The sequence below is a fragment of the Desulfitobacterium hafniense DCB-2 genome, assembly GCF_000021925.1.
Taxonomy (GTDB): Bacteria; Bacillota; Desulfitobacteriia; order Desulfitobacteriales; family Desulfitobacteriaceae; genus Desulfitobacterium; species Desulfitobacterium hafniense.
Map to the genome: position 1 here is coordinate 684,709 of NC_011830.1, position 24,505 is coordinate 709,213.

General features: G+C 43.8%; 14 protein-coding genes and 1 pseudogene. 14 read left to right on the plus strand and 1 reads right to left on the minus strand.

Annotated elements, in window-relative coordinates:
* The first annotated feature begins 15 nt into the window (after positions 1-15).
* The 4 genes from DHAF_RS03165 to DHAF_RS03180 all read left to right on the plus strand — a co-directional run bounded on the left by DHAF_RS03165 (position 16) and on the right by DHAF_RS03180 (position 5,784).
* Positions 16-1,035 (plus strand): tripartite tricarboxylate transporter substrate binding protein, encoded by a 1,020-nt coding sequence (locus DHAF_RS03165; protein WP_015942891.1) that lies wholly within the window; start codon positions 16-18, stop codon positions 1,033-1,035.
* A 227-nt stretch (positions 1,036-1,262) separates the two neighbouring features.
* The gene (locus tag DHAF_RS03170; protein WP_015942892.1) at positions 1,263-2,996 is read left to right on the plus strand and encodes a methyl-accepting chemotaxis protein; all 1,734 of its coding nucleotides are present in this window, start codon (positions 1,263-1,265) and stop codon (positions 2,994-2,996) included.
* 292 nt (positions 2,997-3,288) lie between these two features.
* Positions 3,289-5,334 carry an alkaline phosphatase family protein gene (locus tag DHAF_RS03175; protein ID WP_015942893.1) on the plus strand — a complete coding sequence of 682 codons (2,046 nt, stop codon included), beginning with the start codon at positions 3,289-3,291 and terminating at the stop codon, positions 5,332-5,334.
* A 120-nt stretch (positions 5,335-5,454) separates the two neighbouring features.
* Complete coding sequence (locus DHAF_RS03180) at positions 5,455-5,784, plus strand: thioredoxin family protein (protein ID WP_015942894.1); 330 nt, start codon at positions 5,455-5,457, stop codon at positions 5,782-5,784.
* Between the two features lie 147 nt (positions 5,785-5,931).
* Here the strand turns inward: DHAF_RS03180 and DHAF_RS03185 are convergent, their stop codons facing one another.
* Positions 5,932-6,069 (minus strand): hypothetical protein, encoded by a 138-nt coding sequence (locus DHAF_RS03185; protein ID WP_018214279.1) that lies wholly within the window; start codon positions 6,067-6,069, stop codon positions 5,932-5,934.
* Positions 6,070-6,394: 325 nt separating this feature from the next.
* On the opposite strand from DHAF_RS03185, the pseudogene DHAF_RS03190 reads away from it, so the two are divergent.
* From DHAF_RS03190 to DHAF_RS03235, 10 genes and pseudogenes are all read left to right on the plus strand, one after another.
* Positions 6,395-7,105 (plus strand): annotated as a pseudogene (locus tag DHAF_RS03190) (DUF3375 family protein).
* 305 nt (positions 7,106-7,410) lie between these two features.
* Entirely contained in the window at positions 7,411-8,850 is a 1,440-nt protein-coding gene (locus tag DHAF_RS03195) for a hypothetical protein (protein WP_015942896.1), read from the plus strand.
* A complete protein-coding gene (locus tag DHAF_RS03200) occupies positions 8,847-10,433 on the plus strand; it encodes a coiled-coil domain-containing protein (RefSeq protein WP_015942897.1) in 1,587 nt (528 codons plus the stop codon). The genes DHAF_RS03195 and DHAF_RS03200 overlap by 4 nt, the downstream gene beginning before the upstream one ends.
* Entirely contained in the window at positions 10,430-11,449 is a 1,020-nt protein-coding gene (locus tag DHAF_RS03205; protein WP_015942898.1) for a hypothetical protein, read from the plus strand. The genes DHAF_RS03200 and DHAF_RS03205 overlap by 4 nt, the downstream gene beginning before the upstream one ends.
* Positions 11,442-16,664 (plus strand): DEAD/DEAH box helicase, encoded by a 5,223-nt coding sequence (locus DHAF_RS03210; RefSeq protein WP_015942899.1) that lies wholly within the window; start codon positions 11,442-11,444, stop codon positions 16,662-16,664. The genes DHAF_RS03205 and DHAF_RS03210 overlap by 8 nt, the downstream gene beginning before the upstream one ends.
* 1 nt (position 16,665) lies before the next feature.
* Positions 16,666-17,511 carry a DNA adenine methylase gene (locus tag DHAF_RS03215; RefSeq protein ID WP_015942900.1) on the plus strand — a complete coding sequence of 282 codons (846 nt, stop codon included), beginning with the start codon at positions 16,666-16,668 and terminating at the stop codon, positions 17,509-17,511.
* 211 nt (positions 17,512-17,722) lie between these two features.
* The gene (locus DHAF_RS03220; protein ID WP_242659926.1) at positions 17,723-18,199 is read left to right on the plus strand and encodes a DEAD/DEAH box helicase; all 477 of its coding nucleotides are present in this window, start codon (positions 17,723-17,725) and stop codon (positions 18,197-18,199) included.
* Positions 18,200-18,341: 142 nt separating this feature from the next.
* On the plus strand, positions 18,342-23,096 hold the full coding sequence (locus DHAF_RS03225; protein WP_015942901.1) for a DEAD/DEAH box helicase: 4,755 nt from the start codon (positions 18,342-18,344) through the stop codon (positions 23,094-23,096).
* Positions 23,097-23,233: 137 nt separating this feature from the next.
* A complete protein-coding gene (locus DHAF_RS03230) occupies positions 23,234-23,914 on the plus strand; it encodes an EcsC family protein (RefSeq protein WP_242659927.1) in 681 nt (226 codons plus the stop codon).
* 340 nt (positions 23,915-24,254) lie between these two features.
* A complete protein-coding gene (locus DHAF_RS03235) occupies positions 24,255-24,482 on the plus strand; it encodes a helix-turn-helix domain-containing protein (RefSeq protein WP_015942903.1) in 228 nt (75 codons plus the stop codon).
* The last annotated feature ends 23 nt before the right edge of the window (positions 24,483-24,505 follow it).

Below are 24,505 nucleotides of genomic sequence, written 5' to 3' on the forward strand. Positions count from 1 at the left end.
ATGGGGGATTTATCAATGAAAAAAATGAACAAAAAGATGACTTGGCTCATCGGTATCTTGATTTTGACACTTGCTCTGGCCGGATGTTCATCATCTGCCCAGGGGCCATCCGAAACGGCTAAGGAAGATCCGCCGTATCCGACCCGGCAGATCGAACTGGTGGTTCCGGCCGGTCCCGGGGGTCTCACGGATCTGACAGCCCGGGCTGTAGCCGATTATGTCAGCAAAAAGTGGAATCAGCCCATTTTAGTGGTTAACAAACCCGGTGCGGGCAACGTTACCGGACTGCAGTATGGTTTAATGCAGGGCAAACCGGACGGATATACGGTGGTGGCCGACAATATTGCCGCTTCTGTATTGATGGTGGCCGGCATGAAAAACCCGCCCATCAAGCTGGAGGACAGAATTTTCGTATCCAAGTTTGTGGAAAACCCCATGTGCTTTTCCGTGGCCGCCGATTCGCAATTTAAGGATATGAAGGAGCTTGTGGAATGGACTAAAAAGAGCCCGGAAAAATTAACCCATACCAGTTTAAGCGCCACCAGTATGAATGCCCTTACCGCCGCTGAACTCTGTAAAGCCATCGGCGTGGATTACAAACAAACCCAACCCATTCTGGTCACCAGCGGCAGTGAGGGAATTACCATGATCGCCGGCGGCCACGCTATCTTGGGTGATCAGTCCGTCCAGGAAACCTATCCTCTTGCTGCCGGCGGCAAATTAAAAGTGCTGGCCATCGCAGCCAAAGAGCGGAGCCCCTTATTCCCGGATGTGCCTACTTGCCAGGAACTTGGCATCGATATTGACGTGACCTGGTACGGCGGCATCAGCGCCCCGAAAGGCACCCCGGATTATATCGTCAAAAAATGGGATGAAACCATCGCCGAAATGGTCAAAGATCAGGATTTCATTAACAAGATGAATGAACTTCATGCCAATATCAGCTATTTGAATACTGCCGATTATAATGCTTCCATCAAGGAGCAGGTTGAACGCTATACCCAATTGTTTGATTCCATAGGTGTTCGTCAGTAGCTTTTTGCTTTGCTGATTAGGGAGCTGAGTATGGAATGGAAGATATTGGGCTGGAATATGGACTGGAAAATATAGACTGAAAGTGTTAATGAGAATGGATTTTAGGCAAAAATCCATTCTCATTCCTTTTGATCGTTGCCCCCAAAGCTCGGCATTATGGGGAATTAAACCGCAAAGATGGCTTGCTGCGACTGTAATTTTGGAAAAGAAAGTGGGATTAGTAAGAGATGGGATGGTTTATTAATTTAAAAACAAGTAGAAAACTCTTGATCTGCTTTTTACTAATGGCCCTATTAATCCTGACTGTTGGCATCACCGGGCTGCTTAACCTGGGCAAAGTCAACGCTAATATTAAAATAATCACCCAGGACGGCATCCAGCCCATTCTCATTTTAGAAGACTTGAATAAGAGCTTTGCTAAAGGAGCCGCGGAGTTGACCGGCGTGGTCTGGAAAAGCCAGGTTGCAGAAGACTCTGCAGTGGTCGGCGATTCCCGCCGGGTGATTGCCCAGGCTATCGAAGACGGCGACCTGCTGCTCCAGCAGTACCAAATGCTCAACTTGACCGACGAAGAAAAAGAACTGTTAGGGGAATTCAAACGTGAGGAGGCCGTTTACCGCGACTTGCGGGAAAAGGCGCTGACCGCCGTTGCATTAAAAAGCTATGCCTTAGCCGGTGACTTCAACCAGCAGGCCGGTCTGCAGCAGGCTAAGGTGGAAGGAATCATCGATCAGATGATTGAGTGTTCCCTGGCCTATAACGAGGAGCTTCAGCGCGCCTCGGAACAGGACTTTGCCAAAGCCGGCATGGTCATTATGATCCTGACCGCCTGCGGTTTTGGTTTGGCTTTGTTATTCAGTCTGCTCCTGGGGAGAATGATCAGCCGCCCGATTCTGGCCGCCGTTGAACAGGCTGAATTATTTGCCCAAGGGGATTTTTCCACGGATCAGCAAAGAGCTTTCCTGGGCAGGAAGGACGAAATCGGTCAATTAGCCCAGGCCTATGATGAGATCGACAGCAATATGAGCCGCCTTCTGGAACAGGTGATGGCGGCTGCCGAAGATCTTAAGACAGTGGGAGGGGAACTATCGGTGTCGGCTGAGGAACTGAATGCCCAGGGACAAAACATCAATGCCGGAGCGGAACAGATTGCGGCAGGGATGGAAGAGACGGCAGCCTCTGCCCAAGAAATGCTGGCTTCCGGAACGGAGATCAGCAACGGGGCCGGCAGGCTGGCCGGGAAAGCCGCTGAGGGCAGCAGAATCGTCCAGGACATCGAGCAGAAAGCCCAGCTGATGCGTACCAATGCTGAAGCATCACGGGGTGCAACCCTGAGCATGTACCAGCACAAACAAGCAGAAATCATCGCCGCCATCCAAAACGGTGAAGTGGTTCAAGAAATCAGGATCATGGCCGAAACCATCGACGGCATCGCCGGGCAGACCAATCTCCTGGCCTTGAACGCCGCTATCGAAGCAGCCCGGGCCGGAGAGCAGGGAAGGGGCTTTGCCGTAGTCGCCGAAGAAGTGCGGAAGCTGGCCGAACAATCGGCCCAGACCGTAGCGGGAATCCATGCCGTGATCAGCAAAGTCACCGAAGCCTTTGGCCAGCTCTCCCGCAACTCCTCCGACGTATTAACCTTTATGGAGGAAAAAGTCATACCCGATTACGAGAGCCTTGTAGAAGCAGAAGAACAGCATGCCCAGGATGCCCGGCGGATAGGAACCCTGGTGGAAGACTTCGCCGCCACATCAGAGCAAATGCTGGCCGCCATCGAGCAAATGAGCAACGCCATCCAAACCGTTTCCGCTTCAGTCCAGGAAAGCACCGGCAGTTCCCAGGAAATCGCCCACAATATGAGCCAGATGGCCGGGGTTATGGAGCAGGTGGCCAAGGCCGCTCAGAGCCAGGCTGAACATGCGATGGACTTGAATGCTATGGTGGAGAAGTTCAAAATCTGATAACGATATCCATAATGTCATCCTATCCACCAATGCCCGTCATATTCATTGATGTGCATTGGTCTGTTATGCCCATTATGCCTATTATGCCTATTATGCCTATTATGGCCCAATAAAAGCCCCTCGTTTAATTGATAGCCATAGCTTATCAATCCTCCTTAATCGTTAATTATCACCCCAGATTAACTATAGTATAATTTTTTTAGAGATGATTTCCGGGGGCATTGGCCAATGAACTCAGGATAAGCTGAAAGATTTGCATAGTATAGATGACGAAAGGATGTTATGAAAAATGAAGAGGAAAGCTCTAACAGAAAAAATCGCCGTGATCGGAGTGGACGGTTTTGAGCCAAGGCTGGCCAAAAAGTTCCTGGACCAAGGCAAAATGCCCAATCTGCAAAAGTTCATCGACAGAGGCTCCTGCCGGGACGATCTGGTCTTATTAGGGGCCGTGCCGACAGTTACACCGACTCTCTGGACAACCTTGTCTACCGGAGCCTATCCGGGAACCCACGGCATTACCTGTTTCTTTGGGCACAATCATGGACAGTTGGATAGCCTGGTCTATAATCTGGACTCCAGACGCTGTAAAGCGGAACCCCTGTGGAATGTTTATGCTGAAGAGGCCAACAAGAAAACCTTGGTCTGGCATTGGCCGGGCAGCTCATGGCCTGCCACTTCGGACAGCCCTAATCTTCACGTTGTTGACGGTACTCAGCCCCAGACCATCAATACAGGCATTGCCGGTATTGATATTTCGAAGATAGTTGTTGCTTCAGATAAATTTACAGAGCTGCAATTCCTGCCCAATACCTCCACGATTACCCCCGGCGCCGGTTGCATCATTGAGAATGTGGAAGAACTAATGGAAGATGACGGGGAAGTCAGTTATTTAAGAGCAGCCATATCAAGCGGTGCCAAAGTTATTAAAAATATCATTACTTGTGAAGAGGAAAACGAGGTCAATGTCCTGGCCAAAATGATTGCCGATTCAGTCAAATCACCGATCAAGGAAGCTGCAGGCTGGGCTAAGGCCCCTGCCGGCGCCAAGGAGTTTACCATTATCCTGGGCAAAGGCCTGGAACGCCGTCCGGTCCTGCTTTTACAAAACGAACAAGGCGTTTACGATACAATCCAGGTTTATAAATCCAAGAAGGATGCCCAGCCTCTGGTCACTCTTAAAGCCGAACAATCAGCTTATGACGTGGTGGATACCATCACCAATGACGACGGAGAACCTGTTTTAGGCAACAGAAACTACCACGCCTTAACCATCAGCCCCGACGGTTCTCAGGTCACCATGCTGATCGGTATGGCCATGGATGTGAGCCGGGATGATTTATTCCACCCCAAGAGTTTGTACAAGGAAGTGATCGATAATATCGGGTATGTTCCTAACAGACCGGTAGTGAACGGCGCTAACGAAATCCTGGTCGACAAAGTATTTATCCCTACCTGGGACCACTATTCCCAGTGGCAGGCCGATTGTCTGACCTATTTTATGAAAAACAATCAGTATGATATCATCTTTTCCCATCTCCATAACGTGGATAATGGCGGTCATCTGTTCTGGCATTTTGCCAAGCATCAGGAGATGTGGAAAAACAACGAAGAAGCTTACAAGGTATTTATCGAGAGAATGTATATTCAGACCGATAATTATATAGGAAGATTCCTGCCCTATCTGGATGAAGGCTGGACTATCATCGTCACCGCGGATCACGGCTTAAGCTGTCAGGAAAATCACGGCGTGGAATTGGGTGAAGCCGGCGGCATCACCACACCGGTCATGGAAGAACTGGGTTATAGCAAAATGCTTCTGGATGAAAACGGCAACCGGACTCATGAATTTGATTGGGCCCATACCAAAGCAGTAGCCAGCCGCGGCAATCATATTTATCTCAACTTAATCGGCCGGGATGAGCACGGAATCGTTGACCCTAAAGACCAATACGATTTGGAAACCCAGATCATCTCCGACTTGTATCAATACCGGGATCACAAAACCGGCAAACGGGTGGTGGCCCTGGCCATGCGCAATAAGGATGCTGTGATTCTCGGCCTGAGCGGGCCGGAGTGCGGGGATATCGTCTACTTCAAAGAAGAGACCTTCAATGTGATCCACGCCGACTCTTTATCCACCCAAAACGGCTATGCCGACACATCCCTTTCCCCGATTTTTGTGGCAGCCGGACCGGGAATCAAAGAAGGCTTTAAAACGGAACGGGTCATTCGTCAGGTGGATATCGCGCCGACCATGGCTTTCCTGAGCGGCGTTCGTTTACCGGCTCAGTCCGAGGGCTCACCTGTTCATCAAATTCTTACGGAAGAAATTTAACCCATTGCCGGATTCATCTCCCGCTTCGACAAGCGGGAGGTGAATCCGGCAGCAATTTTTGGTATCCCAATTCAATGGCGATGCAAACCGCCATAAAGACCAAGAGGAGGTTGGAGAGATATGTCCTTACAACGATTAAATGCCAAGAGCTTTGAAGAGATTATTTATGATCAAGGGAGCCCCTGCCTGGTGATCTTTTCGAGAAAAACCTGTCATGTCTGCAAAGGGGTAGTGCCGATTCTGGAAGAAATGCAGCCTGACTACGAGGGCAAATTCGGGTTTTATTATGTGGATGTGGAAGAAGAGCAGGCTTTATACCAAAGATTTTCCCTTAAAGGGGTTCCTCAGATTCTTTTCTTCAAAGACGGGGAGTTTCAGGGGAAGCTGGTGGGTGCTGTGGATGATGAGAAGGTGAGTGATAAGATTATGGAGGTCGGTGAGGGGGAATAGGTTCTCTTGTTCCTGCTGTGCAGAGATTAATCTACGCATTATAAGCCGCCTCATTACTCATATTAAGCTAATAAGCCAATCCGATCTCATTAGCTGAGAGATCGGATTGGCTTATTGAGTTAAACGCTCTTTTTTCTCTATAAAATATTATTTTGAAATACTCATCAATGCTTTTAATGCTTTTTGTCTGCGGTCTTTGTTTTTGTCAGGTTTATTAATATCGTTTACCAATCTAACTAAATCTTGTCCTTTTAAGATTGGTGTTGATGCAATTGAAGAAGACATAAAAATTTCCTCCCTTTTGACTGCAGGTAGAAACTTATTTTCGTCCATATTATACTACTTTATCGTGGTTTGCTACAAGACTTTATGTCTCGTTTGACTATTAACCATGCTCTTCATAGTCTAAAATTGTTGATTTTCTTAAAGGAAATAGATGTAAGTTGTCGAAATCTATATTTTAACAGAGAAGGAAATCAAACGGAGGAAAGTCGTTCGATGGCACTGCAAAAAACTGAGTTTTCGGAACATATGTCTTTCAAGTTTTTGGAGATTACTGCGTAAGAAAAATCCGGCTTGGCGTTTGTTAACATCATCTCAGGCTCCTTTTGTGGCATCTTTTCTCTATAGAGAATTTATTGCGGAAAACAGGCGGCAGATCGCTGAACAAGAGTTGATCAGCCACCTGGAGGGCTTTATTGAGCTGCTCAATCAGGGGCGTGATGACTTCCTCTTTCCACGCTCAGGACGGAAATACCTGGATGACTGGGCCAATGATGAACATTGTTGGCTGCGGAAATTCTATCCTCCGGGACAGGATGAGCCTTATTTTGATGTAACTTCCCTAGCCCAGAAAGCCATTGAGTGGTTACTGAGTTTAAGACAACAAGTTTTTATCGGTACAGAATCACGCCTGATCACGGTATTTGAACTCCTGCACCAGACTGTGGAGCGCTCTGAAACCGATCCAAATTTACGCTTGGCAGAGCTTGAACGACGCAAAGTTGAGATTGAGCAGGAAATTATCCGAGTGCAGAAGGGACAGGTAGAGCGGTTGGATGAAACGCAAATCAAGGAGCGTTTTTGGCAGGCGATGACGACTGCGCGAGAGATTCTGGTCGACTTCCGGGCAGTAGAATAGAATTTTCGGGAATTGGACCGGGGGATGCGGGAACGGATTGCCACCTGGGAGCGAGGAAAAGGGGAATTATTGGAATCAATCTTTGCAAAACAAGACGGCATTGCCCAATCAGAGCAAGGAAAGAGTTTTGCTGCATTCTGGAAGTTTTTAATGTCTTCATCTTATCGAAAAGGTTGCTGAAAGGCGTGCAATCATAATAAGACGGAGACAAGAAAATGAAAAAAGATAATATTGACAATCTCGAAGAATGGGAAGCCAATGGCTGCGATTGAGAAGTATCTTAGCATGAGCCGTGAAACCGTCCTGCAGTATATCAATAAGAAGGGTATTCCAGCGCACAAGCTCGGACGGCAATGACAGTTTAAGATTTCCGAGGTGGATGAGTGGCTAAGGTCTGGAACGGCGGCTGATGCGGAAGATGAAAAGAATGAATAAACATAGTTGAAATTTTTTAAAAAAGCATTCTTTTGAAAGGAGCGTGCAAAATGCGAAAGGCATACGATACATTTTTGCTATCTGAAGTGTCTGCGGATTTGGCTGCAAAGGCCGGCAGCTTTGAGCCGTATCGTTATGAGTGCGCGCATTGCGGAGAAGAAGTTCGTCTGGCTGCAGTGGGTAGTACCAGTATGGTTCCGCATTTCCGGCATCGTAGTGGGAATAGTGATATTGAATGTGAATATTATTTAGGGCAATTCAGTGCTATCACGGATGCTCGCTCCAGAAAAAGCAAAAATGAAAGAGCAGAATTCTATTTTGATAGCAATACCAAAATGTTTTATCTTGGCTTGAGGTTTAGCGAAGATGAGATATCTGCCTATGAACAACTTTCTACTATTTTCGAATTAAGAGTTGCGTCTCAGGCACAACCGTTCTACTCATTGCAAATTAACGGTAGAAACTTTACCTCTGATATGCAGAGGCTGATTCCCCTTGAAAAATTCTCTTACAGCTATTTCTTGTCAAACACGCTAAATGGTGTCAAGAGAAAATACGAGGTGTTTAATAACGTCGCAAACAACGCCGCGACTTTCTTTAAGATGCAAGTAGGTGATAGTGACTACAGAGCAAAGTTAGTTCGCAGTGCCGTTCTTTATACGAATATCCCGTACTTCATAGCTTTCCAAAGTCAGAGCCATCATTGGTCACCAATAGATATTCGTCTGCCAAGGGAAATAAGGGTCGAAAGTACTTTCAAGTTTGAAACAATGGGGAGGAAGTTCTTGGGGAAGATTTTGACCATAACTGCAAAAACAGCACAAATTGACTCATTATTATTCTCTTGGGGTTATCAGTTGGAATCCTCAGAAAAACTGACCTTACTTTGGCCGCCAGCAATCCTTTCAGAAGATATATCAATAATAAATGCAGATACAGCGTATCTGTATTCAACATTTGAGCTGCAGGCACACGGCAATATCAATGTCCATTCTGAAGACATTACGAAGATTGTCGATGGGCTTACAAAGATTGCCGTTAAGCCAAGAATCAAAGTATATAAGAAAAACGCGGAACTGATGCTTGAAACCTGCGAGCGAGAAACAGATACACACATTAATATCCTTGTGGCTCGAACAGTTGAAAAAAACTACCGAGTTCCAGACGATGTATCCTTTTTGTTCAATCGTTCCGGGGTTTTGCTGTTGAGCAAGGGTGTAACCGTCCAGATGACTCCCGATAGCGAAGTTAGACACTATACAAACGGGTATCTGGATGGAATAGTTGCTCCATCAGAACAAGCAATGTTGGTCGGCGAGTCTCTACTCCAAGATGCTCTTATACATTATAAAAGAATGGAAACATTCAACTGGGCCGATTTCAAGTCGCTTGACCTTAGCCAGATTGCTTTTCAATACATCGAAGACTGCGAGAAGTCGGGTTTGATTAACTCCGCGGCAAAACACTTCATTGAGGAGGGACGGATATGAACTACCTTCTCACGATGACCGAGGACGAAATTCGTTATGTTTGTTCTGCTATCCCACTCCAAGATTCTGTGAGATATTTCAAGCATTATCCGAAAGATTTTGCGAAAATTATGCCGGGATTTCGAGCCACAAGCCTAAAAAAACAAGAGCAGGTTAGCGGCATTTTGTTTCGAAGCCGCAACCAGTACTTTATCTCATCATTTATTGAGAAGCACATCAGCCAGTGCCTCGATGAGATTAGTGCGGCTATCAATGAAAAAACCGAAGAAGGTGCAAGCAAGGAATCTGCATTGCTTCAAACCTTGCCACACTACTTCTTTATGGACAACATTAACTTATACTTTAAGCTGATAGGCGCAGAGTATGCAGAGGAATTTCTTTCGATGCTTAGTGCAAGCGTCAAAATTATTAAAGAGGCTATAACGGAACGTGAACACGCTAAATCCAGACTGGACATAAAAACATCCGAAGTCAGTCGTTTAGAAGCGGAACTTGAGCGTGTTCAAACCGAGCAAGGCAAAATGAGCCGAAAGCTGAGCGAGCGCTTAGACGAAATCAAGACACTTAAACGAACCAACACAGACCTTGAAAAAAGCAAAGGGCTTATCTCTTCGCACGAACAAACAATTGGAGATCTGAAGCAAAAAGCGCAAGAGCGGGATGACTACATACAACAACTAAAGATTGAGTTGTCTGGTGCGAGAGAGGAACAACATCAACTTGAAAAAAAAATCAGAGAAGAACTCGCCAAACAACAGAAAACGGAGAAATATCGGCAAGATGCCGCTCAAAAACCTAAATGTCCTAAAGACCTCGATGAGTTTAGGGATTACTTGGGATACAATTTTGAAAACATCGGTGTGCCAACAAATTCGGATTATTATCCGCTACTCAAAGACTACCTGAGCGAGGTATTGTTTCAAGGAAAGCCGATTATTATCAGCAGAAGCACGGGATTATCCTTGATAAAATGCGTTTCAAACACGCTTGTAAAGACGCCTGCGGTTTCTACTTTAGCGTTCTCCGATGATATCACAGAAAAATCAATAGACAACTTTTTGTCACAGGACAAGCGTATAATCTGCTTAGACAACTTTATTGGGAATTACAATGAAACGGTGCTAATAACAATCTGTGATAGACACAAAGACAAGATTATTTTCTTGACCGTTGCTTATGACCACACGCTTTGCTTCGTACCAGACGAGTTAATGAGGTACTGCCATTATCTAAACCTTAATCGCATTGAGGCTTTTGCAGGTGACATAGAATTGACAGAAGCCCCGTCTGTTGTGGATGAAGTAGAAACAGTAGTTATCTCAATTGCGCCGGATGCTCGATGGTCTGTCGCCTTAAAAGAAATGTTTGAGGAGTTTGGAGTGCGAGGTGCCTTGTCCGTATATAAGAGCTCTCTCGTTTCTGACGAGTTGAGCCTTTGCCGTCTGTTGGCGTTTGATGTCTTGCCATATTGTACGGATGTTCTCAAGATTGCTCCATTTAATGTCTCCGAGCGGTTGGTTAAATATGCGGGTGATAGCGGCAGATGTTTTTATAAGGATTTGTTCAGGAGGTGGTTCGCATGATGAATGGCCTACTGACAACTATGTCGAACGATATGAATATTCCTCGTTATCTCAATGAGTCCGACAAATCGTTCATTTATCGCCTCTGCTATTCTGCGTTGGGGCAATGGTGTCTAAGCACGGCAATGAATTCGACAGGAGGTGCCGTTGGCACGACAAAACACAACCAAACTATCGTCCTTAATGACCTGTTGTCACGATACACCGAATTGTTTCCGCAAATATCCGAAAAGTTCATTGACACCAGCAGTCAGCAAACAAATTTTTCAGTTAGTGTTCGAAGAACTTACGAGGAAACGGGATATCTATTGACCGATAGCGATAACCACAACCGAATCGCAAGCTATGGCAGAACTATTCGGGTGGGCGATAAATTTTTATTCTTTGGGCTACCCGGTAAACCTTGCGAAGTTAACGGACTTGGGCTGTTTGCGAACTCTACGGACTATTTGGTTGCTTTGAAGGACTTTCTCATAAGAGATTCTTTGACGAGCGAGGCGTACTTTGATTCGCGGTTTGACCCAATTGATTTTTATCAAAGGGACATTGATTTATCCGAACTAGAGTTTTTCAATCCCAAGTCAAATAATGTACCGTCTATGTCGTGGACTAAAAAGCCTGAAACAGATTGCACTGTGGCGAGGAAAACCGAAACGGGTCCGTTCTATCGGATAATGAAAGTAACTGGCGAGATACAGTTTGCCGACGAGCCGATTGAACTGCAAACAGATAGTTTTACGTCGTATGAATACAGAAGATTGTACTTTGCCTTGAAAACCCATTACGGTAATCCTCTTAGGGCAACCATTACGAAACTCGATGAGTTGTATTCAAAAATTCGTATAGGAGGACACTTGCCGAATCGCGAATACTATCTATTATTGCTTTTGTCGTGGCCGGAACACAGTGCCTTTGACAAAGTGAACTTTATTATAAGAAACGAACTGATTGCTGGGGTAACTGACACGCTTGTAGACATCGGGATAGAAATCAAGGGAGGGCAACCAAATGCATAATCCTAACGGAGTTCAGGCGTATTATCAGGCTATTCGTGATAGACTGAAGAACTATATTAAGTCCGACTACTTGGCAAATAGCGAAACGCTATTGCGCTATGTCGATGACATACTCGGCGATTTGTGTTCTGAGTACACGAACATCGCTCGCGAACCGTATATTGAAACCGCAGCTTCTTACAAGAAAATACAAGATGGGATACGGAACTCTTCTCAAATTGAGCAAGGGGTAAAAGAATCTTTGCTAAAATTGGTTGCCAAAGGACTTGGTATTTTCTCTGACCCATTTGAGCATCAAGTTAAAGCTCTCGAATATTTCCTTGCCGGACGGGATTTGTTTGTGTCCACGGGCACCGGTTCCGGTAAGACCGAATGCTTTCTTTGGCCGATTATTGCAAAGAGTTTTGAAGAAGCAAAGAATCACCCTGCGACCTTTAAGAACGAGGCTGTTCGCACACTTATCATTTATCCAATGAACGCACTCGTTTCAGATCAGTTAGCGCGTTTCAGAAAAATTATCGGTAGCTCAGATTTCAAAGATATATTTACGCGTGACACACACGCAACACGGATACCTCATTTCGGTATGTACACAGGCAGAACTCCGTACTCAGGTGATGCGAAAAAAACAAGCAGCAAAGAGCTGGCGATGACTTTCCGAGACAACTTCCTAATTGATGAAACTGCCGATGCTGACACGCAAAGAAGGCAAACGAACAGTATCCAAGGGCTAAAAAGCATCAACAAATATCCTGCGCGGTTTGGTGAGAACGGACTTCGTGTCTTTATCGAGAACCTTGAAAAGAATATCCACAGACCGTCACCATATGATGCCGAGTTCATTACGCGTTTTGAGATGCAGAATTATCCGCCTGACATTCTTATTACCAACTACTCAATGTTAGAATATATGCTTATGCGGCAACGCGAGGCTAATATTTGGGATAAAACAAAAGAATGGCTTGAGGTTTCAAACAAAAATAAATTGCTCATTGTTCTTGATGAGGCACATATGTACCGTGGCTCCGCGGGAGGGGAAATTGCTCTCTTACTGGAAAGGCTGTTCTACCGTCTTGGCATTCCCGTAGAAAGGGTTCAATTTATTCTAACAACCGCGAGTATGCCACAAAATGAGCAGTCGGCAATTAACGATTTTTATAGTGGACTGACTGGCAAAGCGGCTTCTTCTTGTGAATTTCTCTTTGGGTCAAAAGAGGAGATTCCTGACGAGCAGGAAATAAGAACGGATATTGAGGCGTTAGCCTCGATAGGTTCCGACCAAGTCCAAGGCGATGAAATAACAAAGCGTATTCTTGACTTTGCTTCTTTTGTGTTTAATACGACCTTGCCGTCTGACATTAGTCAAGATAGTGCACAAGAATGGCTATACGACAATCTTCCAAAATATGAGGCTTTCGTCAAGCTGAATAGACTCTGCCGTGATGGTGCGAAATCGTATAGCGAAATAAAAGAAGCTGTCTTTGGAAATGTTGCTGCTTCGGACAAGGCGCTTGATACCCTGTTGGTATTGGTTTCACTGGCCGCGAAAGGCGGTAACATTCTGTTCCCCGTTAGGCTCCATATGTTTCTTCGCGGCTTGCAGGGACTTTATGCCTGCTCGAACCCCAAATGCACTTGTGCAAAATACTCAGAAAGTGAAGGATTGCCACTTGGGAAAGTCATCTCTATTCCGAAGGATAAGTGCGAGTGCGGGGGCAGGATATATGAACTCTTCAATCACATAAAATGTGGAGCGTTATATATTCGAGCATTTGTTCAAAAAAATGAGGGTCAACCATACTGGTACGTCTTCCCGCAAAAGGGTTTGGACGGGGATGTTAATTCTTTGCAAGAACTATTGCTTTACGTCGTCCCTAAACAATATCAGTGCGGGAAGAATGATAAGATTGGCTCCCTTGACCCATTTACAGGTAAACTGTATCTGACCCCACAGGATGATGAAACTCTACTTGATGTTGTCTACTACAATAAAAGTGAAAAAGGCAAAAAGACAGATGCTAAAGGAATGCCTTTTAACTTTGGTGTATGCCCAAAATGTAAAAAGCCGATGCCGTTAAAAAAGCCTGTCGACTTGTCAACCAAGGGCAATATACCGTTTTACAACCTGACTAAGGCCCAATTCGAACTTCAGCCACCGAAGTCTGGACTTATCAACCAAGGCAAAAAGGTGTTACTGTTCTCCGATTCGCGCCAAAATGCGGCAAAACTCGCATTAGATCTTTCAAAATCATCAGATGCGGATGCTTTCCGTCAAGCCATAATGCTTGCATCGCTTTTGTTAGAGATAGACGGTAAAGAACATTCTTTGGCTGATTTGTACCCTGCGTTTCTGGACGTGTGCAATCAAAATAGCCTTGCTTTCTTTAGCGGGACAAGCAAAGACAAATTCGATGGCGATAAGCGAAAATTTGCCAAATCTAAAGCAAACGCAGAAAAACGTGGACGAACAATTAACTATTCCTCCTTGCTTGGTGATTACGGTGCTTTACCAGACAATTACTATGAACAACTTTTAACTTTCTTTACTGAAAGTCCTCGTTCATTCAAGGATATTGGAATAGGTTTTTTAGCACCATTATCTACAGTTCTGGATCTTTGTATGGAATACTTAGAAGACGATGATATCAGTATCGATAAAACTAAGCTTTACCAGTTGCTTGTGCTGATGTTTTGGGATGTTATGGATGATAGCGCCGCCTTAGGAGAAACCATCCAAGATGACGTGCGAAAAGGATTGCCCGGACGAAGCAAGAACCAAACATTCGGACTTAGCTTCGACTTTTCAACATCATTGGATAAAGGACTTCTCCAGCGAATTCAGGAATTGTTGGACCTTGATTCCCCCACAATGGTAAAAATCGTGGATAAGGTACGCGACTTATTCTTTGCCTCTTCGTCTACCAATCGCTACTACATTAAATTGAGTGCAGTTAAAATCGAACTGGCGGACGATAATTTTGTGTGGTATCGGTGCGTGAAGTGCGGAAAATTGTCTCCGTTTAAAATTGGTGACTATTGTGGTGCTTGTTTTGATTCGACCGATTTAGTTCCCATTGACGAGAAGGAATTGTCACGCTTTGACTTCTGGCGCATACCCGTTCTAAATGCACTCAAAAAGATAGAAAACATTCACACGATTGATACCGAAGAGCATACGGCGCAACTTTCACATAAGGAAATCCGTAGCGACACATGGAGCCGCACGGAAAAATACGAAATGCGCTTCCAAGACATTAACGCTGGAGAACATGGAGAAGATGCAATTGATGTTCTCAGTTGCACAACAACAATGGAGGTCGGTATCGATATCGGCTCATTGACTGCAGTCGGGCTTCGCAACATCCCACCCATGAGGGAGAACTATCAACAACGAGCAGGACGTGCCGGACGTAAGAATGCAGGGATATCTACAATTGTGACTTATGCCTCTGGAGGTACGCACGACAGCCACTACTTCCAACACCCTGATGAAATGATTTCCGGTGCACCACGTAAGCCGTGGATAGATCGCGACAATCTAAAAATTAAACAACGGCACGTAAATATGCTGACACTAAACGGGTTTATGTCCACGGAAGCTATGAGAACCCAATTTGATGGGATTGTTGATATAGGGATTATTGAATTCTGTGAATTATATGGCGAAAACTTTATTGAGTATGTAGAGAAATTTTCTAAAAACTCTGGACTTTCAACCGCTAAAACAATAGAACATTTCCGAGAAATATGCGGGCTTGTTTTAGCAGAGGGCAAGCGTGATGAATATATAAACAATGACAAAGAGACGCCTGCGTTCGATGTTTTTTATCGCGAAGGCTTTATCCCGTCTTACTCTTTTCCCAAAAATGTTGTAAGGTTCTTTGTTGAAAAGGAATCAGAGCGAGGCAAAAGTGCGCCAAGGGATATTCAGTATGCACCCGAACGTGACATAGCCGTGGCTCTTAGCGAATACGCTCCCGGTCGCTTCGTGACCATAGACAAGAAAATATTTAAGAGCGGAGGAATTTATGCTAATCCTCGTCCCCGTGGGTTTGAAACAAATCAAGCAGAGTTTTATTTCAAGAACACGGACTACTACAAGGACATCTTTATCTGTTCCGAATGCAACTGGTTCGGGCTTCAGGAGGATGCAAGCCTATCACAATGCCCATACTGTGGCTCGGACATTGTGAAAAACAAAATGCTGCGTCCTTGGGGATTTTCCCCTGTAAAGGGTGATGAAGTAAAGTTCGAGGATGAAGACGAGCAATACACCTATGCCGAAGCCCCGTTCTATTCTTATGTCCCTGAGGATACGAGGATGGACAGCTTTGGACAGAGCAAAATCCGTTTCGCCAATTTGCCTGACCGCAAAGTACTCACCGTTAATATGGGGAAGAGTAAAAACGGATTCAATGTTTGCAAAAAATGCGGAGGAGCGGAGGTTACTGACGCAAAGGGAAGTGCGAGGTATTTGTTTTCTCAGCCTTATCATGATAACCACCCACTCTGCCGACATGAAGGAACCGTTGCCCACGGCATTTATCTCGGATATGAGTTTCTTACGGATATGTTTATGCTTGATATTTCCTACGACTCGACAAGATTGGTAGGAAATCATAGTGCTGAAGATAAAAGCATCCTTCGTGCGGCTGTAACTACTTTGCACGAAGCCCTCAAAAAAGCTGTCGCACTCGTTTTGGATATCGACTATAACGAAATCAGCGGCGGGTGGCGTCCGAGAATCAAGGGAGACGGGAACTCGCACATAGAAATGTTTTTCTATGATAATCTGACCAGTGGTGCTGGGTATTCATCCCTTATCGGCTCGATTTTAGACAAGGTACTTGAACGGGCGCGTATTATACTGACTGAGTGCGAATGTTCACGTTCCTGCAAGAACTGCTTGGATAATTATTGGAATCAACGAAATCATCAAATGTTCGACCGTTATCTGGGATTGCAACTGCTTGCCTACGCACAATTTGGGCAATTGCCCGATGATTATGAAGTAAGCGAGCAGGATAAATATCTTCGCCCCTTACTCAAGCTAATAACGGAGGACGGCGGCGTGCCATCCGCGTTTGAGGTTATTCCTGCACTGAGGAAAAAACCTGATAACAAACAAAGCAAAATGTATCTCAATCCATACGATCTAACGGATTGGCTTCCTAATGCGTTTATGACATATCGAAATCTGATGAGTGAGGGGTAATATGGCTAAGTCGCTTTCGCCGCTCCGGTATCCGGGTGGCAAATCAAAAATCTATGAGAAAGTTAAAAATCTTATCGTTGCTAACGGCTATGAAGGGAGAACATACGTTGAGCCTTTTGCCGGCGGTTTCGGTATAGGTATTGGTTTGCTATGCGAAGGCGTAGTGAAAGCGGCTATTCTGAACGATTACGATTCTCATATTTATAACTTTTGGTATTCTTTGCTTAACGATACCGAAAACCTGCTTAGGCTGATTTCAGACACGCCAATAACAATCGAAGAGCGCGAAAGGCAAAAGCTAAACTACCGAGATGCAGATGCAGACTCATTGAGAGATGGTTTTGCCACGCTATTTTTGAATCGGGTCAATTTCTCAGGTGTCATTAAGGGAGGACCCATTGGAGGTTTGGCGCAAACAGGTACTTATAAAGTTGACTGTCGTTTTAACAAGGCAGATATTAGCAGTAAGATTGAAACCATCGCCAAACTTAAGGGCAAAATTAAGCTGTACAACAAGGACGCTGGATACTTAATCAGAATGAGCCTTATGAAAATGAAGGCTCCGATGTTCCTGAATATCGACCCTCCCTATGTTATAAAGGGTAGCCAGCTTTACACGAATTTCTTTACCGAGGGGGACCATCTTAATCTTCAAAGGGTGATTGTCAAATACTTAGATGCTGATTATCCGTGGATAATCACCTATGATGACTGTCCGCTTGTCAGAGACCTTTATAAGCGGTTCCATCTGCAAGAGTATGGCATCTCGCACAATGCGGGAGGGACGGTGCCGGGCAAAGAGATAGTTATTACGAATCTACCAACCGATAAATTTGTTTGGGATTAACAATTGTTCTTGCTCTAGTGTCATGAAAGTTGCAGCAAAATGCTGCAAATATAAAAAGTTCGAAGAGAGGGGCTTGTTCTTAAGCGAGCGCCGCCGTTGCTATAACGAAATTATCGACTATTCGAATGAGCTGGTATACGAAGGAAATCTTCAACCCATGTGAGGAGAAGGAACAAGCGATCCAAAGCTGCCGCTTAAGCAATGGCCACAAATGGGGCATATGCAGATTGACTCCGAGTATTCGCTCAGAAGGAACAGCAGCCGATTAAATCTTACAGAGGCTAAACAGATTGCAGCATGGCTAGGAGTTAATTATACTGCTATTGCTAATGCTTATCCCAATGAGATTCGAGAGAATCTGGTGGGTATTATCACGCCTTTTAAGGCTCAGGTTCAAACGATTCGTGCGGAATTGAAGAAAGTACTACCGGATTATCATTCGACAATCAGTATCGGCACGGTGCATACGTTTCAAGGGGCGGAAAGAAGAGTTATTATCTTATCCACAGTATATGGCAACATGGATGGATGTTATTTTATAGACGCTAATAAGAGTTTGATGAATGTAGCAGTTTCCCGGGCTAAGGATCACTTTTTTGTCTTTGGCGATATTAACTGCTTGCAGGGTCCACCAAGAAGTGCTAGCGGAATGTTGAGAAGATTTGTTGAAGCAAATGCAGTGAGGTAAAGGTAGTTACTTCTTGGGGTATTTAGCCAAACACCAGGAGAGGTAGAAGAACCATCTGCTGAATTCATTAAAAGGATGGTTAGGGTGTGGGATAGCGATTTGCGAAATTAACCCTATTGGGGGGATTATGGAGGAAATGTCAATGAACGCACAGGATGAAACATACTTTGTCGCACTGTCAAAATATAGAGCTAAAGGCGCGGATTTACTTGAACAACCCTATATGAGCGGCGTAAAAACCAGTGTTGTGGAAAAATACTCCGACCAAGCGCACTTCATTTATGAATTGCTTCAAAATGCGGATGATGCAGGTGCAACCTCTGCACGGTTTAAATTATGCGATAACGAGCTTATTTTTGCTCACAACGGGACAAGGAGATTTTCTATTTCCAATCCGGAGACTGAAGGTCCCGATACTTGTAACGGTAAGTTAGGAGATATTAATGCTATTACTTCAATCGCTAATTCAAACAAAACAGCAGCGTCAATTGGAAAGTTCGGAGTAGGATTCAAAGCGGTTTTTCAGTACACCCAAACACCCAGCATATATGATCCTGAGTTTCGATTTAAAATTGAACGATTTATTGTTCCAGTAAAAATTTACAATGATTTTACCGGCAGGAGACCAGAGGAAACATTGTTTGTGTTTCCCTTTGACCATGCCGATAGGAGACATGAGGAGGCCTATGAGAACATTTCAGACAAATTACGGTCATTGGTTTACCCGGTTCTCTTTTTGACTAATCTAAGGGAGATCTCGTTTGAATGCTCAAAGAAATTCGGATTGTATACGAAGTCGGTTGATGAAGAAATAGCATTTGACAATACAGTTGCGCGTCTTATCACATTGACGCAAAATGACGGCGATGAAAATAATCCCATAGAGAATAAGTTATGGCTATTTACCCGAATGGATGAACACGATTTTACATATTCAGTGGGTTTTTTATTGAATAATGAAGGCAAGCTTCGAGGTTCGAATTATTCGGCATTTTGCTTTTTCCCCACCAAAGAAGAGACCGGACTGAACTTTATAGTACACGCTCCATTCCTCCTGACGGATAGCCGCGAGGGTATCAAAGCCGGTGAAGAGCATAACAAGGATATGATTAATCTGCTTGCGGCACTGGCGGCTGACAGTATTGTCGGACTGAAGGAAATTGGGCGAAGGAATGGCATAATTCTTATTGATGACGAAATTTTCGATATTGTTCCCTATGATGAGAGTAAGTTCAATGATATTAAGGACAAAAACAAAATTTCATTTAAACCAATTTACTCTGCTATAAAAGAAAAACTTAGCAAAGAAGAACTGCTGCCAAGTTGGGATGGATTTGCCTCAGCCCCAAATGCGTATTGGGCTTCTGTTCCACAAATCGCCGAGTTATTTTCCAACGATCAGTTAGCATTATTGACTGGCAATAAGCTTGCCAAATGGGTCTTCACCTCTTTGGGCAGACAAGAAACAGTGCGTTCCAATAAAAAGCTTGCAGAATATATGGACTCTATAACTGAAATTTGGTATGAACATGAAGACATTATTCGCCTCATTACAGCCAGCTTTATCGAAGCACAGCCTATAGAGTGGTTACATTCGTTTTATCAATATATAACAAGCGGACGAATAAAATTGATTAAATCAAAGCCGATTTTTCTTAATCAAAACAATAAAGCAGTGGCCGCCTTTGATTCAAACGGCCAAGCCGTACTGTTTCTGCCATCAGATGAGATTGAAGGGTATGATACTGTTAATTCCGCGTTATTAGAAAATGATGCTACGCTGGAATTTATCGAACAGCTTGGTATTAAAGAACCATCGCTGAGGGACGAGATTTATAATGTCATATTGCCGCTATACCAAGACAGAGCAGCTATCGATACCAGTCCGCATTTTCACAAATTCTTTAAATATTATATGGAGTGCCCGCAAGCAGAAGTAGATGAATATATGAAGTTAATTAAGGATTGCGAGTTTATCCGGTATCGCTCTGCTAACGATGCAAAGATTTATCGCGGCAAGGCAAATGACCTTTACCTACCGGAAGAGAGTCTTATGAAATATTTCGCGGCAAAGCCGAATACCCGGTTTGTAGAGTTAGACAAGTATAAGACACTTGTCGGCACAAGCAACGAAGGGCATCTGGAGTCCTTTTTAAAAAAGCTTGGAGTAGAAACAGTGCCCAGAGTACTAAGACGTGAACTTGACCCTATTGAAGCGCGTCAAATGCCTTATAATTGGCATCGCTCAACGGGTAATGAACAGTGGGAGGAACATTACATTGATGGTTGCAATGAGATAATACAGGAGATTTCTGACACAAATGATGCAGATTTATCACTTTTATTATGGTCACAATTGCTTGGCATCATTAAGTCAGAGTGTTCGTCATGGCGAGGCTTCGGCGATGTCATTAATGGAATTCATTACTATTTCTTTCGTTCTTTTCAGAAAGAGTCCTTTCAGTCCAGTGACTCTTTTAGCCTGCGTACGAAACCATGGCTGCTTAACAACGCAGGTGGATTTGTCTCTGCTAAAGAGTTGACTTTAAAAGCATTATCAGCAAAGTACTCTCTCACAAATGACGAAGCCAGGAAACTTCTTCTTTTTCTTAATATTGAAGAAAAAGAAGAAGGTAATGATGGCTTAACTGATGAGCAGCGAGCTAAAATCGAGCTTGCCGATGCCTTATCTGACATTCCGCCCGAAGACCTAAAGCGGCTTGCAGAGCAATATCGTGCACAGCATCAAGCCTCCTCTTATCATTCCGAAGCAGCAGCCGGCGAGGAAGACGAACAGGGAAAGAATGCAGTGCACCCAATATCAACCGTTTCCCGAGTTGCAAAAGAAATCACTGATCGGGCCGTTTCTGCCCCCAAAACGAGAGAATCTACCAATACTGACGATAGCGAAAGAACATCAACCTTTGATGAAGATGATTATACAAAGCCGTCGGTCGACTTTAGCAAAAAGATTGAGCAAGCTAAACAACGAAGTGTTGATGAGATCAATAGCATTGCGCGCTTAGAGGAGTTGACCCAACGAGCACTCGTTTCTGAAAAATATTCTTTCGGATGGTTCAAGGCCATACTTGAATTAGAATCTTTGAACAGTGGAGAGAATAGCGCTAATAGCAGAGAAATTTCAATAGCATTTTCCAGAGTGGAACGCGAGCCAGGGACAGAGAGGACTCTGATCCTGAGGCATCCCAGCCGTTACATCCCGCAATCTATGGAAGACCTGGCAGATATACCGCTTGAATTGCATTTTGCCAATCTGCACATGATAAAAGTCGCGGTCGAAGTCGTAAACGTCAAATCATACACCCTGCGGGCAAAACTCAAAACAAAAGCCCAAATTGACGGAGTGGATTTATCGTTGGTCACGGAAGCAAAAATCGTGGCTAAAAATCCTGTTTTTCTCTGGGAAGAACTTCGGAAACAGTTTAATCGCCTTGATTTTGATGAAGACTTCAATATGCAAACAAATCTTTGTGAGAATATTGAGTTCGTTTTTGGTCCTCCAGGAACCGGTAAAACAACGTACCTAGCGAGAGAAATCATACTTCCTATAATGCAGAAAGCTAACGCTTTAAAAGTTCTCGTTCTGACGCCCACAAATAAGTCGGCGGATGTACTTGTACGCCGCCTAATGGAAGTTATGGGAGTGGACCACAGTTACAATGATTGGCTTGTCCGTTTTGGTGCAACTAACGACACCATTATTGAGCAAAGCGGCATTTTTCGCGATAAGACTTTTGATATACGTACGTTCTCAAGGAATGTTACGGTTACGACTATTGCACGTTTTCCATATGATTACTTCCTGCCTGATGAGAATACGCGGCTTCATTTGAACGCGCTCAAATGGGATTATATCATCATTGACGAAGCATCTATGATTCCGTTGGTCAACATTATTTATCCCCTTTACAAGAAGACCCCGGAAAAGTTCATCATTGCCGGCGACCCATTCCAGATAGAGCCGATTACTACCGTGGATATCTGGAAGAATGAAAATATCTACACTATGGTACAACTCAATTCATTTACTAAACCATCCACGGTTCCTCATCAATACCTTGTCAAACTCTTGACAACTCAATTCAGAAGCATTCCTGAAATTGGCGAAGTGTTCAGCCATTTTGCTTATGGGGGCGTATTACAGCACAACCGTGCATCGGGAAGCGAACGCGTGTTACTTGCTGACGACATACTTGATATAAAACCATTGAATATCATCAAGTTTCCTGTCAGCAAGTATGAGAGTATCTACCGACCGAAGCGCTTGCAAGGTAGAAGTAACTATCAGGTTTATTCGGCATTATTTGCTTTTGAATTTATAAAATACTTATCATCTCTTGGCGCATTGGCAAGCGGGGATGAATTATGCCGTATAGGACTAATTGCACCTTATAGAGCACAGTCTGATTTGGTTGATAAGTTGATGGCTTCTGTTACATTGCCGAAGAATATTGATGTCCAAGTAGGGACTATTCACGGATTCCAAGGTGATGAATGCGACGTCATTATTGCTCTGTTCAACCCGCCGCCGTCCATCTTAGCTTCAAGGGAAATGTTTCTTAACAAACTTAATATTATAAATGTTTCTATTAGCCGCGCACGGGATTATTTGTTTATAATTATGCCCGATGACGATACCGAAAATGTGAGAGATCTCACCTTAATTAAGAGAATTGAAGCCCTATGCAAGGAACAGCTCGGTTGGACTGAGCAGCATGCTCATTCAATAGAAGAATCAATTCTTGGCAGTGAAAGTTATCTTGAAGATAATTCTTTTTCAACAAGTCATCAGTTGGTTAATGTCTATAGAAGACCAGAAAAACGTTATGAAGTTAGAAGCGAAGATAACGCCGTCGATGTGCAAATTCACGAATAGCCATTAGCAATGTGCAAAATTTGCATATCCAAATGCGGGAATTATCTGGTTGATTAAAGAACCAGACTACTAGAGGATAAATTAGGAAGGACAATTTGTTTTATGGGCTAAATGAGTATGTATTGCTAAAATAGGGAGTGGCGGATTTGGAAAATAATCAATATCAAGATGATAAACCTACATTACTCAAGGCTATCGAAATAATTCTGGCGAAGCCAGAGGATATTGTAAAAGAAGTAAGGGTAATGGAAGATAAGTATTATGGTAAATACGAAGGTAAAAAAACAAAAGGTGAAATCCAAAAAATTATTGCTGATCATATAATTTCAAATTACTCTTATTTCACCGCCTTTGCTGGTGGAGCCACTGCATTAACAGGAGTAATTCCGGGGCTCGGTACAGTTATTGCGACATTAGGTGGCGCTTCTGCTGACGTTGCTTTAACCATGAAATGGCAAATAGAAATGACAATGGCGATAGCTGTAGTATATGGACATGACATAACAATCGAGGAGGAAAAACGTCTTTGCTTTATCATAGCAGGAATGGGAGTGATAAATGAGGCGGCTAAAGAGGGTGGTAAGGCTATCGGTTCAAAAGCTTTTATAAAAATGACTCAAGAATATTTGAAAGGTGCTACTCTTCAGGCTGTAAAAGAAATATTTAAAAAGGTTGGGATAACTTTTACACGAAAAGCAGCTGAAAAAGCTATCCCGTTCGGGGTGGGTGTGATAATTGGCTTTTCAGCAAATAAAGGTTTAACCTGTTATGTTGGCTCAAAAGCTTTAGATTTTTTTAAGGAATATGAAGTGGCTTAGGGGAGCTTTTACCTGCGAACTAGATAGGGTTTATACATTTGTGAGCGTAAAAACTTAGGAAATACCCAAAGGCGTTGACTATTAGACTGTTGCTACCTTTTACCATAGTTGTCGTACCAGTGATTGAATTCAATCTTTGGCATTTATAGATTAACAGTACAGGTTTCCACTCGCCTTACTTCTTATCCTACCAATTATGATTAGGGAAAACATGATCACTATATAATTTGAAGAGAATATTTCTGAGAATACGCATATTTCTTTGAATTTCTCGCAAATAATTGCTAATATATGACTAATGATATGTATAATTCTCTGACTATCGAGGTGAGATGATATAATGGCTATCAGCTATAACAAGCTATGGAAACTATTAATCGATAAGGGTATGAACAAGCAAGAATTGAAACAGTTATCGGGCATCAGCACGACATCTATCGCGAAATTAGGTAAAGGCGAAAATATCACAACCGATGTATTACTGAAAATATGTAAAGCCCTTAACTGCGATATCGCTGATATTATGGAAGTTGTGCCGGATCCGTTGGCCGGAAAAGTTTCTGAGTAAAGCGCAAGCAAAAAACATACGAC

Bases quoted from the DNA above. Each gene is read 5' to 3' on its own strand.
- DHAF_RS03210 (WP_015942899.1), top strand. From the start codon at position 11,442: ATGCATAATCCTAACGGAGTTCAGGCGTATTATCAGGCTATTCGTGAT.
- DHAF_RS03195 (WP_015942896.1), top strand. From the start codon at position 7,411: ATGCGAAAGGCATACGATACATTTTTGCTATCTGAAGTGTCTGCGGAT.
- DHAF_RS03205 (WP_015942898.1), top strand. From the start codon at position 10,430: ATGATGAATGGCCTACTGACAACTATGTCGAACGATATGAATATTCCT.
- DHAF_RS03185 (WP_018214279.1), bottom strand. From the start codon at position 6,069: ATGTCTTCTTCAATTGCATCAACACCAATCTTAAAAGGACAAGATTTA.
- DHAF_RS03200 (WP_015942897.1), top strand. From the start codon at position 8,847: ATGAACTACCTTCTCACGATGACCGAGGACGAAATTCGTTATGTTTGT.
- DHAF_RS03235 (WP_015942903.1), top strand. From the start codon at position 24,255: ATGGCTATCAGCTATAACAAGCTATGGAAACTATTAATCGATAAGGGT.
- DHAF_RS03225 (WP_015942901.1), top strand. From the start codon at position 18,342: ATGAACGCACAGGATGAAACATACTTTGTCGCACTGTCAAAATATAGA.
- DHAF_RS03165 (WP_015942891.1), top strand. From the start codon at position 16: ATGAAAAAAATGAACAAAAAGATGACTTGGCTCATCGGTATCTTGATT.
- DHAF_RS03175 (WP_015942893.1), top strand. From the start codon at position 3,289: ATGAAGAGGAAAGCTCTAACAGAAAAAATCGCCGTGATCGGAGTGGAC.
- DHAF_RS03215 (WP_015942900.1), top strand. From the start codon at position 16,666: ATGGCTAAGTCGCTTTCGCCGCTCCGGTATCCGGGTGGCAAATCAAAA.
- DHAF_RS03220 (WP_242659926.1), top strand. From the start codon at position 17,723: ATGGGGCATATGCAGATTGACTCCGAGTATTCGCTCAGAAGGAACAGC.
- DHAF_RS03170 (WP_015942892.1), top strand. From the start codon at position 1,263: ATGGGATGGTTTATTAATTTAAAAACAAGTAGAAAACTCTTGATCTGC.
- DHAF_RS03180 (WP_015942894.1), top strand. From the start codon at position 5,455: ATGTCCTTACAACGATTAAATGCCAAGAGCTTTGAAGAGATTATTTAT.